This is a genomic window from Hydrogenivirga sp., from assembly GCF_056450045.1.
The window spans coordinates 1-12,222 of sequence record NZ_JBWONM010000097.1 but is presented as its reverse complement, the minus strand read 5'-3'; the positions used below and the strand labels follow the sequence as shown (position 1 = coordinate 12,222).

Below are 12,222 nucleotides of genomic sequence, written 5' to 3'. Positions count from 1 at the left end.
GTTCTCAGCACAACGTAGTTCTCAACACCTCCGAGCTCTGCCATGAGAGCGACCGTTCCCTCAAGTCCGAGCAGTGAGTCGGGAGGCACGGCGAGGGTGAACCATAGGTTGAAGTCGTGGTCCCTTTCGTAGTTGTGGCTTACACCCGGATGGGAGCTAACAATCTGGGCAACATCGCTGAGTCTATCGGGCGGAACCCTGAAGGCTACGAGGGAGCTGTCATAACCCACAGCCCTCGTATCGTATATGGGTGATATCTGGCGGATTATCCTCTCAGCCTTCATTTCCTCAAGGGTTTTCATAACCTCTCCTTCCTCACTCCCCAGCTCCCTCGCTATCTCAAGGAAGGGTCTTTCCACTATGGGTATGTGGTGCTGGACCCTCTTAAGAAGCCTTTCCCTAAGCATGGTATATACCCTCCCCTGTCTGCTTCAGGTTCTCAAGGAATTCCCTGAGCCTCCCGTGGAGTCCTACCACCTTACCTATAACCATCACCGCCGGCGGATTCACCTCGGGCGGATTTGTGGAGACAGCCCTGAGGGTGGAAACAACGACCCTCTGTTCGGGTGTTGTGCCCTTTTCAACAAAAGCCACCGGCTCATCGGGGTCCCTACCAAGGCGCATCAGCTCGCTGGCTATCCTCTGTCTGTTCCTCACACCCATCAGAACTACAAGGGTGTCAACATCCTTGAAAGCCCTCCAGTCCACACTCTTCTGCTTACCAACCGCTTCGTGACCCGTAACAACGGCGAAGGAGGATGCCAGACCTCTGAAGGTCACCGGTATCCCTGCGTAGGCTGGCACAGAGTAGGCTGAGCTAACACCGGGAACTATCTCACAGGCTATCCCGTGCTCCATGAGGTAGAGGGCTTCCTCCCCTCCCCTTCCAAAGACGAAGGGATCTCCCCCCTTTAGGCGGACAACGCTGTCGTAGATACCTGCGTAGTAAACGAGGAGCCTGTTTATCTCCTCCTGAGGCAGGGTGTGCTTTCCGTCCTCCTTACCCACGTAAACGAGCCTGCAACCGAGCTTTGTATAGCTGAGTATCTCCTCACAGACGAGCCTGTCGTAAAGAACCACATCAGCCTCCTCAAGAACCCTGACCGCCTTGAGGGTGAGGAGCTCTGGGTCTCCGGGTCCTGCACCTACGAGATAGACCTTGCCCATGGCTAACCTCCCTTGATAAAGACCCCCGAAGGGGTTGGAACAGCTATCTCCTCTAAGACCTTGAGCTCTGGAAGGGATATCCTCTTGAGCCTGTTCTCGTAGTAGGAGGAGATATAGACAGACCTTCCATCGGGCGTGAACCTGAAGTGGAGTATCCTCCTTCCGAGCCTCTCTGTCCTCAAAACCCGTAGGGTCCTTCTATCAATGAGGGTGAAGAAGTCCTCTCTGTCGCCGCTGTAGTTGACACCCAAGTACCTGCCGTCGGGGGAGACCGACACGAAGACGGGGAGCCCGGGCAGCTCAACGGAGGTTATATACCTGAAGCCCTCCAGGTCAACGACGTGGAGCTTTCTATCTCCAACAGCAGGTATGTAGGCTCTGCTCCCGTAAACACCCCAGAGCCCGAAGTGGGGTATCTTGAAGAGGACCTCCCCTCCCTTCCTACCGAAGCTTACCTTTCGGTAGCTCATGTCCTTGAGGTTGAGTATCCCGACGGAACTCTCTTTAAAGAAGCCCACTATGTATCTGTCTCCCGAGAGGAGGGCATCAAAGGGCATGCTCCCTGCCTCGCGCACAACCTTGACCCTTTTGAAATCCAGGCAGTCAACCGCCCAGATCTCGTCCCTGTCCATCAGAGAGAAGAGGAGCAGTCTACCGTGAGCCTTTATACCCACGTTCCTTGAGCCTGTCTCTATAGTTTTGAGGAGCTTCAGGTCTGGGCTGAGGAAGACGACCGTATGGGGAGAGTAGTTAGCCACCGCTATCCTGTCCGAGCAGAAGGTAAAGCCTATGGTGCTCTTACCAACCCTGACCTTTTTAAGAAGGGTGTCAGAGGAGGTGTCTATCTGGGACAGGTAGCCGTCTCTGCTGACCACGTAGGCATAATTTTTATAGAACTTGAGAGTGGCATGGTTCGTATTCCCAAGCCCTGCTATCTCCTTTTTCAGTCTTCCATCAACGATGACAGCTACGCTCCCCCTCTCCCTCTCAACGACGTAGACCTTTTGAGGGAAGGCAAAGGCAAAGAGCAAAAGTAATATCAGAGGTAGCATGCCGGATCCTCCCCTGAGTAGTCTCCAGTGAAGAAGTAAGCCCTTGCCCTTGAGTTGCCGTTGCATATATCAAGGTAGGGACATTCAGAGCACTTCCCCTTGAGCTGGCGAGGTCTTCTTCTGAGCTCGGTTAGAAGTCCGTTGGAGTTCCATATCTCCGAGAAGCTTTTCTCCTTCACGTTCCCGAGGCTGTGATAGAAGAAGGGGTCGGGTTTTACGTTCCCTCTGTGGTCTATGTTCACGAGCCTGACTCCAGCCTGATTCCCTCCCCACATCTTCAGGTTCTCGTAGAGAACATCGGAGAGCTCAGGGTACCTTTGGGTAAACATCCTGTATAGGAGAACGGCATCCGCCTCGTTGTTGCCGGTAACTATGTCAGTGTTTATGCCCTCTTCCTCAAACTCAAAGGCTTTTTCAATAAGGAACTCAACAACTCTCCTGTAGCTCTCTCTTTCAACCTCACCAAGCCTCCTCCCCCTTCCGGCGTAAACGAGGTGGGAGAGGTAGAACTTGGGGACACCTATCTCCTGGACGAGGTCAAGGACAAAGGGCAGGCTCTCGGCGGTTCTGGAGGTCAGGGTGAACCTCAGACCTACTTTTATCCCCTCTTTAAGGCAGAGCCTCAGAGCGTTCAGGGACTCCTCAAAGGCGTGCTTCCTGCCCCTGAAGCTGTCATGAACCTCGGGAGTCCCGTCTATGCTTATACCGACGTAATCAAAGTGCTCCTTTATCTTTTTAACGTTCTCCCTGTTTATCAGAAGTCCGTTCGTTGATAGATAGGTCCTTATACCTTTCTCCCTCAGCAGGAAGGCTACATCGTAGATGTCCTCCCTCAGGAGGGGCTCACCGCCCGAAAGTATGGCGAACCTGACCTTTTCCCCGATGAGGTCCTGCGCAACCCTATCAATCTCCTCCAGGGATAGCTCCTCGCTCCTGTCCTGATTGGCGGAGGAGTAGCAGTGCTTGCAGTAGAGGTTACACCTGTTGGTCAGGTTCCATATCAGTATCACGCCATCAAGGGTCCTTACCCTTTCACCCCTGAGGCTCTTCCTTATATACTCACTCACCCTGAGCATAGCTTTTCCCTCCCTTTTCCCTTAAGCTCTCCATGAAGGCTAAGAGGGTCTCTATCTCCTCATAACTGACCCTTATTTTTGGCATGGCGTTCCTCTTGTAGCCCAGAAGCTTAGCGGTTTGCTCCGGGTTGATTATCTGGGAGACTATCTCCTCCCTATTCCTGTGCTCCGCTATCCAACGGAAGGGCGGTCCGAAGGCTTCCTCCGTTGTGTGGTGGCATCCCCAGCACTTAGCCATGAAGACCTCCCTTCCGAGCAGGGCTGGATAAAAGGCTCTCGTCTTCAGAACGTAGTTGTACTTGCCCGCCGGATGAAGCATCGGGAAGTTCCCGAGAAGCTTTCTCCCAAGGGGGTCGTAAACGAGGAGCTTCCCCTTCCTCCCCACGATGCTCACGTAGGCGAACCTGCCATCGGGGGTGAACTCAACGTGGGTAGCTCTTCCATCCTTTGCAAGCTTCAATCTCTCCACCCGAAGGGTCCTCTTATCAATTAGGACGAAGGAGCCGTCGGAGTTATCAACCCAGAGGTCAGGCACACCGGGGGAGGTGCGGACGAAGAAGCCCTTTCCTCCCGTATCTATCACCCTAACGAGCTTCCAGTCGTACATCCTCCATATGCTCACCTTAGTGGAGTGGACGTGCCTCGTGGCGAAGTAGAAGTTCCCTCCCGAGTACCAGAAGGCGGAGGAGAACAGGTGGGGCATGGCGTCAATCTCTCTCTCATAGACCTTCCTAAGGGTGCTGAGCTCGTGAACAGCTATCGTTTTACTCTTCCGTGAGCTCCCTATGATGTAGCTCTCAAGGGGGTCTATGAAGAAGTCTTCAAGGGGCTGGTCTATCCTCCTGTAGGTGATGTTTCCCTCTTTACCTACGAAGGCGACGGAGCTCCTGTCCCTGAAGCCCAAGATAAAGCCACCCCTTCTGCTGAGCGAATAGACCGCGCTCGGTCTTCCCTCAAGCTCTATCCTGAGCTTTGGCTCCAGCCTCTCGTTGAGGAGGACCAAAGAGGGGGGCAGGACACAGCTCACAGCCACGGTGTTTTCATAAAGGGCTATGTTCCTAAGATAGATGCATGCCCTTACCTTTGCCTCCGGTCTTCCCTTCTCAAGGCTGTAGGAGATGACCCATCCGTCCCTTGAGGGAACGTAGAAGTGATTTTGAGAGAACTTCACACCTCCGTGTACGTTCTTGAAGCTGAAGCTGTCAAGGACCTTTAGTCCCTCAAAGAGGAAGACCTTCCCCGCACCTTTGTCCACCGCAACCACGAGGTCTTCACGCCTTCTTATCCCGAGCTTCCTTTCCTTGCCTTCAAGCTTTTTGTAGCTCTTTCGTATATCCTGAAGGGAGTAGGGGACGGACTCTACAGGACTTCTAAGGTAGGATATAAGGCTCTTTAGCTCTTTGTCTCCGAAGCTCGGGAAGGCTGGCATCGTGGTGGCAGGTATGCCTTTCCTGATTATTTTCTCAAGCTCATCATCACTCCTTTTCTTGAGAAGCTGGGGTATGAGTGGAGGGGCAACCCTCCCTATCCTGTTTTCGTGGTGGCAGGAGGCGCAGTGCTTCATATAGATCTCCCTCCCCTCCTGAGCGCTCGTCAGGGAGAAAAAGAAAAAAAGAAGGGAAAGGGAGGGGGCGAGGGAGCGTGGCGAGATGAGAGAAACCATCCTTCTCACCTCAGTAGATGTCGTTTGTAGTTGTGTAGACGTTGAATATGCCGGTGGGTGTCCTTACCCAGTCTCCCGTTATGACCTTCTTTATCTTCATCGTCCTGTCATCAAAGACAACTATGGCGGTGGGCTTGTCCTTCCTTCCCCAGACGGATACCCAAACCTCCTTGCCGTGCATGTCAAACTCGGGGTGGACTATCCTTCCGTCTATTCCCCTGTAGCCTTTCTTCTTCAGCTCGTCTATAACGTTTATCGTCTTTATGACCTTGAGGCTGTCCTTGTCTATAACGTAGAGCTGTCTCTGGAGCTTGGGGTCAGCGCTGAGGGGTCTGTCAACCCAGATGTGGGGGGATTCGGGGTGGGTCTTTATGAAGAGGGTTCCTCCGCCGGGTCCGGGGAGCTCAACGTTAGCCACGAGCTTCCAGGCGTACCTTGAGTGGTTCACGGGGTCCGTCCCTATGCAGGCTACGTTGTTGGAACCGAGGTGTCCGGTGCACCAGACGGGTCCGTACCTCGGGTGGACGAAGTTTGCTCCCCTTCCGGGGTGGGGCTTGACACCGGTCTCAATCTCAGCAACGAACTTCTTCTCAACGGAGTCAATGACGACAACCTTGTTCCTCATGTTGGCAGCGACGAGGAAGTACCTCTTGGAAAGGTCCCAACCTCCGTCGTGGAGGAACCTCTCCGCATCAATCAGGTGTATCTTCAGGTTCGTGGGGTCCTTGTAGTTGACTATCATCACCTTCCCGGGCTCCTTGTCGCTGACTATCCATTCGGTATCGTGGTGGGAGGCAACTATTGAGGCTACCCTCGCCTCCCTGACGTACTCGTTGGTGTCCCAGGTGTAGTCGCTCGTGTCTACAATCTTCAGGGGCTCAAGGGTCTGTCCGTCAAGGAGAACGAAGCTTGGAGGCCAGTAACAGCCGACTATGGCGAGCTTGTCCATGTAGTCTCCCTTAGGTCCCTTGTACTTACTCGTGTCTATGGAACGGGCATCGTAGCAGACCTTGACCTCAGCCACCTTGTCGGGCTTCTTCAGCCAGAGGTCTATCAGGGTCGCCTTTCCGTCCCTTCCTATGGTCAGGAAGTACCTGCCTGTGCCGGAGGACCTGAAGATGTGAACGGCGAAGCCTGTGTCAACCACGTTCACGAGCTTCTTGGTGTCTCCGTCCACGATAGCCACCTTACCTATGTCCCTGAGGATTATTCCCATGAAGTTCTTCCAGTTGAGCTTGTGCTGGGGCTTTGCAGGTCTTTCCTCAGGGGGAACGTAGACCTTCCACCACTTCTTCATGTCCGCGAGGGACATGAGGGGCGGTTCCGGGGGTTCATGCATGAGGTACTTGGCTATGAGCTTGATCTCCTCCTTGCTCAGTATCCCCTGTCTTCCCCAGTCGGGCATACCACCGGGGGTTCCGTTGGTGATTATCGTCTCTAAGTACTTGAGTCCTCTTTGACGGGTTATGTCGGGTGTCAGGGCGGGACCGGTCGCTCCCTTTCTCAGCATACCGTGGCAGCCTGCACACCTGTCAAAGTAAATCTGGGCTGCCTTCTTCATCTCCTCGGGAGTCAGCTTTGGCACGCTTGCCGCCTTTGAGGCGATGGGCACCGACAGGGACAGGAGAGCTGCTACCAGACCGAGCTTAAAAGACTTCATGACAACACCTCCTACTCCTGATATATGTCATATATGTAAATATGCACTCACGGACGCCTGCTGTCAATCCGTTAAAGACCATTAACTCAGAAATATTGGTATAAAAGGACTTCCTCATGCGGAGGACCTCCTGAGGGAGGTAAGAACATCTTTAAGGAATAGATAGTAGAACATGAAGGAGAGGGGTATCAGTCCCCCAGCTATCATGGCTGCGAAGGACCAGTCAAAGAAGTAGCTTCCCGTGACCGGGTCGTATCTGAAGCACTTGAAAAAGAGCGTCTTTATGGGGTTCGTCAAGGGGGCGTTTGCGCGGGCTCTTCCAAGGAGGCTTGAGAGGGTGTCCTGGTCATAGGAGAGTCCAAGGATGTAGCCTACCACCCTCAAGGAAGGGGAGAGAACTATGAGAACGTTCGGATGGGCGAACATATCCGTGTCCTCATCGTAGGTAAATCTGAAGTCAAGAGCTTTAGAGAGCCTTGCCAGCTTCTCACCCTTGGGGAGGACGACCTCCCATCCTTCCACCTTCTCCCTCTTCAGGTAGTTCCTGAGGTCCGAGGGGCTGTCCCTGAGGTCAAAGTCAACGAGGACCACCCGGTACTCACCGTCTACCTCCCTAAGGGAGTCTTTGAGGCTCTGGACTATCAGAGGGCAGGAGGAGGTGCAGCGGGTGTATATGAAGCTCAGAAGAAGGGGCTTTCCCCCAGAGAGAGCTGAGAGCTTCACCTCCTCACCACTGCTTTTTATAACCCTTACGTCGGGAACGTAGTTGCCTATAACGAGCTCAGCCCTTGGGATGAGGCTTTGGGAGAAGGAAAGAGAGAAAAGGAGGAAGAGGGGAAGAAGGAGGGGAGCCATGGGTTACTTCACCTCCCACATAGCCGAGAGCCAGCCGTAGTTGAGTACGACGAAGATTATGAAGGCGGTTATGAAGAGGAGAACGAGGGTAAAGGTTCCCGGAGCGGCGAAGCCCGTGTGTTCTTCCTTAGCGGGAGGGGGAGGTTCGGCTATCGGTATCTGAAGGTCCTGAGGACCCTTGAGGGAACTCCCGAAGAAGACCGAGACCACGACCTGAATTATCCATATAAGAGCGCCGACAACCGCAAGCAAGCCACCGAGACCGAATAGAGCCCAGAAGAAGTCGGTAACGGGGTTGTAAGTGTAGGTGAAGGGACCTCCGGAGAAGGTTATGTCCCAGTGCCTGCGGGGAACGCCGAAGGCTCCGAGTATGTACATGGAGACGGACAGGATAGCAACTCCGATGCCAAAGAGCCAGGGGACGAACTTGGATACCCCGTAGAAGGCTATCCTCTTCCTGAAGAGGAGCGGGATGAGGTAGTAGGTGACGCTCATGAAGGCGAGGGCTGTTCCACCCACGACGGCTCCCTTGAAGTGCCCCGGTATTGAGAGGGTGTTGTGCACTATTATGTTGGTCTGCTCCATGCCGTTGACAACACCTGTTATGCCACCTATGAAGCCGAAAATTATCATTGAGAGCATCAGACCCGAAAAGCCCGGGTTCCCCCAGGGAGCAGCTTTGAGCCACTCAAAGAGACCCTTGGTAAATCCTCTCCTCCTCTGGGCTACCTCTATAGCGGAGGGAACGGCAAAGGCGTGTATCATTGAAGCGAAGACCGCGAGGTACATAACGTAGCTCGTGTTCCAGACCTTCCATACGGGACTCACAGCGGGGTCAACGAGGAGGTGGTGGGCTGAGGCAACGTTGATAGCCACTATGTAGAGTATGAAAGCAAAGCGGCTGACCTTTTCGTTTATAGAAGTTCCTCCCACCGTAAGGAAGGCGAGCAGGTACCAGACTGAGACGTGGGCTGCAACGTTTATCTGCTGGGAGGGATGTCCAAGCCCCCACCAGACGAGCTTGTAGACCGCTGGGTCTATGTCGGAGATTATCCCCAGAGACCACAGGAAGGTCGGTATGTAGATGATCGCTCCCGAGACTATGGTTATCACCGCTATTATGGCGGCAGCCATGAGACCGTAAACGAAGAGGGGCAGTGATTGACCGGGGTTTTCCCTCCTCCATATCATGAGGTTTGAGAAGAAGACGGTAACTATAACGAGAGCTCCAACAGCAAATAGTATCATTCCCAGGTAAAAGAGCGGGTGCGCCTTCAGGGGAGCGTAGGAGGTCATGAGAACGTCCGCGTTTCCCGTCAGGATGGTGTAGTTGACCAAGAGCCAACCGACTATGGCTAACACCGTTCCCAGCCATCCCGCAGCCGGTGAGGACATCCTCGTGTTCAGGAAGGCGGTTGAGGTGAAGGTAAGAGCGGCAAGCTCAAAGAATATTATCCAGAAGACAAGAGCATCAAGTCCGTGGAGGGTTAGTATCCTGTAGTACCAGTCAACGGGGAGAACGTGGAAAAGCTGCCACCTCGTCAGAACGAGAAGCAGGGCTGCTATAACAGCCAAGAGGAGGGAAACGACAGCCATAACGGCGTTGACCTTGGCTATCTTTTCAGCCCTCAGGTCAACCTTGAAGCCCGTTATGTCACAGGTTCTGAACCACTTCTCTCCACTTTCAACAGCAACAGCCATAGCTCACCTCCCTACTCTTCAACGATTATCTTGCCTATCATCATGTGGTGCCCTATACCGCAGAACTCGTTGCAGACAACGGCGTACTCACCCGCAGAGGTCGGTCTGAAGGTAAGGACGTAATCGTACTTGGGATATACCATGAAGTTCATGTTCACTGGCTGAAGGGAGAAGCCGTGAAGAACGTCCAGCGAGGATATGTGGAACCTGTACTCCTCACCTTTCCTGAGGATAAGGACCGGTTCCCAGCGGAACTGTCTCGCCAGCAGGAAGACATCCCCGGGTGGTGGTTTGACGACGGGAACTCCGTTCTCCTCACCCACCTTGTACTTGTTTATGAAGGCTTCCGTGAGGGCGTAGAACTCTTCCGGGGTGGTCTTGTAGGTTACGAAGGAGGGATTCTGTTTTGCGTAGACGTGCCATATTATCATCCAGAAGAACAGGAAGACGGACACCACAAAGGCGAGACCCATCCATATCTTCTCATCCTTTGCGACCTTCTGATGGAACCATCCTTCTCCCGGCGGAAGAATAGCCATGACACTCACCTCCCTAAGAGCGCCTGCTTTACCTCATCGGGTATAGGCGGGAGCCATGCTATCTCCATCAGCCCCCATATCAGGTAGGAGATCGCGTAGACAGCGACCCCTATAAAGAGGAGCAGAATGAAGTCATCAAAGACCAGCTGAAGGAAGGGCGTTTTCTTCTCCTCACTCATCCCAGCACCTCCGTAAATGTTTATTCACTCACCCTATTACTTAGTTTATGACCTTCTTATCTTTTTTATAAATTTTTCTTTCACCGGGTATAAAAATTTTTTATGATAAGAAAATCAATTTTTCCTATTATGTTAAGAAAAGCCCGTGAGTAGGTAATTACTTATGGAGGCTGAGATGGATTTGGTGAGCGTGAGTCCCACCTACAGGTTCATGCAGAGGATATCCTATGCCCTCAGCGGTATCTACTCCTCAAGGCTAAATCCCATATACTACCTTGGAGCCATAACGGTGTTCCTCCTCATAATTGACGTTCTCTCCGGTATTTACCTCTTCCTCTTCTACAAGGTTGACCCCCAGCAGGCTTACCACTCCGTAGAGGCTATATCCTCCTCTTTCCTCGGGAGTTTGATGAGGGGCGTCCACAGGTACTCCTCCGACGGGCTCATCCTCTTTGCCGTCTTGCATATGCTCCACATGATACTTACCGACAGGTTCAGGCTCTTCAGGTGGGTAGCCTGGGTCTCTGGGGTCGGAACCCTCCTTATATTTATAGTAATAGGTATATCTGGTTACCTGCTCGTATGGGACGAGAGGGCACAGCTCACCGGTCTCCTCATGGCTAAGTTCTTCAGCATAATCCCCATATTCGGGCATGTCCTAATGAGCGCCTTCCTCGGAACCGATCTGAAGAACCTCGGGGGGCTCTTCAGGATACTCCTCTTCGGTCACATAGCGGTGACGATTCTCCTCCTCTTTACCCTCTGGGTTCACGTAATGAGGATTTCAAGACCGAGGCTCTTCCCTCCGAGGTACCTGATGGTCCTGCTGACCGTTTTCACGCTTGCGGTTGCCTTCATATTTCCTGCAAGGAGCGACCCTCCCGCAAACTTAGGCAAGATACCCTTCGCCATGAGCCTAGACTGGTTTTACCTCACAGGCTTTCCCCTCTTCAAGGTCCTTCCCCTCTCCCTGAACTGGGTAGCCTTCTTGGGCTTCTTCGGGCTTCTGACGGTCTTTCCCTGGCTGATAAAGGGGAGGAGAAACCCGCCTGCGCGGGTCATAGAGGAGAAGTGTGAGGGGTGCAGGCAGTGCTTTGAGGACTGTCCCTACGAAGCCATATACATGAAGCGCCTCTCCCCCGATGAAGAGAAAGCCTTCGTTATAGAGGACAAGTGTGCAGGCTGCGGTATATGCGTTGCCTCCTGCAACTACAGCGCAAGCACCATTGACACGGTTCCCTACGGGGAGATAGTGTCCGCGGTTAGCTACTCAAGACCGAGGCTTCTCGTCTTCAGGTGTCCCTTCAGTGCGGAGGTTGAGAGCTCAGAGGAGGTTATGGTCTGGACCCTTCCCTGCGCTGGTGCGGTTAATGCTGTATGGATGAGGGAGCTTCTGAAACACGCCGAAGGCGTCCTTCTGATTACCTGCGACGGACCCGATTGTTACTTCAGAGAGGGTGTTCTCTGGACGGAGGAGAGGTTCAGGGGCGAGAGGAGACCGAGGCTGCTGAAGGTAATAGACAGGGGGAGGGTCAGGATTCTGGAAAAGCCAAGTGTTGAGGATGCGAGCAGGGAGGTGGAGGACTTCCTTAAGGCTCTCAGGAGCAGGAGCCTTTCCAAGGAGCCGGTGATACTGGCTAAGGATAGGGTGAACCACCTCTTAGCTCCCGTTATCCTCTTTATCCCCTTCCTGAGCTTCTATCCCCTGACCACCCACAGGATTGAGTTCTATCCTACGGACAAGTCCGTAGCGGTGCTGACCTTCAAGTACAGGTCCTCTCCCGTAAGGAAGGTAAAGGGAACCTACAGCAAGCTAAAGCACATGCAGGCTATACAGAACATCGCCCTTGAGAGGTCCCCAATAGAGCTTACCTTCCTCGTTGACGGAAAGTTCCTACTGAAGAAGAGGTACAACCCGAGGGGAATGCGAAAGGACTCCTCCATATACGTTTACGAGGAGTTCATACTTGAGCCCGGTGTTCACAGCCTTGAGCTAAGGCTCGTTGAGACAGCCCACCCTGAGATGGTAAGGAACTTCATGCAGAGGGAGCTCAAGCCTTCAGACAGCCTCGCCCTCTCTTACTCAGAAGAGAGAGGATTCTTTGCACTCGGAGCGGAGTGATACATCCCTTTGTGCTATTATGTCAGTGTTAAGGGGGGGACAGATGCTCGGCTTTATCCTTCCCCTGATACTTGCGGGGGGAGTAGCTTTCGGAGGTTCTGATATGAAGTTAGAGAGCAAAGCTTTCAGGGAGGGAGAGAGCATTCCCAAGAAGTACACCTGCGACGGGATAGACGTCTCTCCCCCTCTCAGCTGGTCGGGGGCTCCC

Annotated in this window: 11 protein-coding genes; 1 reads left to right on the top strand and 10 read right to left on the bottom strand. The window is 53.3% G+C overall.

Annotated elements, in window-relative coordinates:
* The 10 genes from ahbA to AC1HCM_RS04130 form a co-directional block, all read right to left on the bottom strand.
* Positions 1-407 (bottom strand): siroheme decarboxylase subunit alpha (gene ahbA / locus AC1HCM_RS04175; protein WP_479460523.1); only part of this gene is annotated, 407 nt, incomplete at its 3' end.
* Positions 400-1,167 (bottom strand): uroporphyrinogen-III C-methyltransferase, encoded by a 768-nt coding sequence (gene cobA, locus AC1HCM_RS04170; RefSeq protein WP_479460522.1) that lies wholly within the window; start codon positions 1,165-1,167, stop codon positions 400-402. The genes ahbA and cobA, both read right to left, overlap by 8 nt.
* Positions 1,168-1,169: 2 nt before the next feature.
* Positions 1,170-2,219, bottom strand: a complete 1,050-nt coding sequence (locus AC1HCM_RS04165) for a cytochrome D1 domain-containing protein (RefSeq protein ID WP_479460521.1) — start codon at positions 2,217-2,219, stop codon at positions 1,170-1,172.
* Entirely contained in the window at positions 2,207-3,295 is a 1,089-nt protein-coding gene (locus tag AC1HCM_RS04160; protein ID WP_479460520.1) for a radical SAM protein, read from the bottom strand. Before AC1HCM_RS04160 ends, AC1HCM_RS04165 begins: the two co-directional genes overlap by 13 nt.
* Positions 3,279-4,958, bottom strand: a complete 1,680-nt coding sequence (locus tag AC1HCM_RS04155) for a cytochrome D1 domain-containing protein (protein WP_479460519.1) — start codon at positions 4,956-4,958, stop codon at positions 3,279-3,281. The genes AC1HCM_RS04160 and AC1HCM_RS04155 overlap by 17 nt, the downstream gene beginning before the upstream one ends.
* Before the next feature lie 10 nt (positions 4,959-4,968).
* A complete protein-coding gene (locus AC1HCM_RS04150; protein ID WP_479460518.1) occupies positions 4,969-6,618 on the bottom strand; it encodes a cytochrome D1 domain-containing protein in 1,650 nt (549 codons plus the stop codon).
* Positions 6,619-6,732: 114 nt separating this feature from the next.
* Positions 6,733-7,473 carry an SCO family protein gene (locus AC1HCM_RS04145; RefSeq protein ID WP_479460517.1) on the bottom strand — a complete coding sequence of 247 codons (741 nt, stop codon included), beginning with the start codon at positions 7,471-7,473 and terminating at the stop codon, positions 6,733-6,735.
* 3 nt (positions 7,474-7,476) lie between these two features.
* On the bottom strand, positions 7,477-9,174 hold the full coding sequence (locus AC1HCM_RS04140) for a cbb3-type cytochrome c oxidase subunit I (RefSeq protein ID WP_479460516.1): 1,698 nt from the start codon (positions 9,172-9,174) through the stop codon (positions 7,477-7,479).
* 11 nt (positions 9,175-9,185) lie between these two features.
* The gene (locus AC1HCM_RS04135) at positions 9,186-9,713 is read right to left on the bottom strand and encodes a cytochrome C oxidase subunit II (protein WP_479460515.1); all 528 of its coding nucleotides are present in this window, start codon (positions 9,711-9,713) and stop codon (positions 9,186-9,188) included.
* A gap of 5 nt (positions 9,714-9,718) precedes the next feature.
* Positions 9,719-9,892 carry a hypothetical protein gene (locus AC1HCM_RS04130; protein ID WP_479460514.1) on the bottom strand — a complete coding sequence of 58 codons (174 nt, stop codon included), beginning with the start codon at positions 9,890-9,892 and terminating at the stop codon, positions 9,719-9,721.
* A 175-nt stretch (positions 9,893-10,067) separates the two neighbouring features.
* On the opposite strand from AC1HCM_RS04130, the gene AC1HCM_RS04125 reads away from it, so the two are divergent.
* Positions 10,068-12,014: a cytochrome b N-terminal domain-containing protein gene (locus AC1HCM_RS04125; RefSeq protein ID WP_479460513.1), complete on the top strand. Its 1,947-nt coding sequence runs from the start codon at positions 10,068-10,070 to the stop codon at positions 12,012-12,014.
* Positions 12,015-12,222: the final 208 nt, after the last annotated feature.

What these genes read in the sequence shown, in the direction of transcription:
- AC1HCM_RS04150 (WP_479460518.1), bottom strand. Translation starts at nt 6,618, where the DNA reads ATGAAGTCTTTTAAGCTCGGTCTGGTAGCAGCTCTCCTGTCCCTGTCG.
- AC1HCM_RS04135 (WP_479460515.1), bottom strand. Translation starts at nt 9,713, where the DNA reads ATGGCTATTCTTCCGCCGGGAGAAGGATGGTTCCATCAGAAGGTCGCA.
- AC1HCM_RS04145 (WP_479460517.1), bottom strand. Translation starts at nt 7,473, where the DNA reads ATGGCTCCCCTCCTTCTTCCCCTCTTCCTCCTTTTCTCTCTTTCCTTC.
- cobA (WP_479460522.1), bottom strand. Translation starts at nt 1,167, where the DNA reads ATGGGCAAGGTCTATCTCGTAGGTGCAGGACCCGGAGACCCAGAGCTC.
- AC1HCM_RS04125 (WP_479460513.1), top strand. Translation starts at nt 10,068, where the DNA reads ATGGATTTGGTGAGCGTGAGTCCCACCTACAGGTTCATGCAGAGGATA.
- AC1HCM_RS04140 (WP_479460516.1), bottom strand. Translation starts at nt 9,174, where the DNA reads ATGGCTGTTGCTGTTGAAAGTGGAGAGAAGTGGTTCAGAACCTGTGAC.
- AC1HCM_RS04155 (WP_479460519.1), bottom strand. Translation starts at nt 4,958, where the DNA reads ATGGTTTCTCTCATCTCGCCACGCTCCCTCGCCCCCTCCCTTTCCCTT.
- AC1HCM_RS04160 (WP_479460520.1), bottom strand. Translation starts at nt 3,295, where the DNA reads ATGCTCAGGGTGAGTGAGTATATAAGGAAGAGCCTCAGGGGTGAAAGG.
- AC1HCM_RS04130 (WP_479460514.1), bottom strand. Translation starts at nt 9,892, where the DNA reads ATGAGTGAGGAGAAGAAAACGCCCTTCCTTCAGCTGGTCTTTGATGAC.
- AC1HCM_RS04165 (WP_479460521.1), bottom strand. Translation starts at nt 2,219, where the DNA reads ATGCTACCTCTGATATTACTTTTGCTCTTTGCCTTTGCCTTCCCTCAA.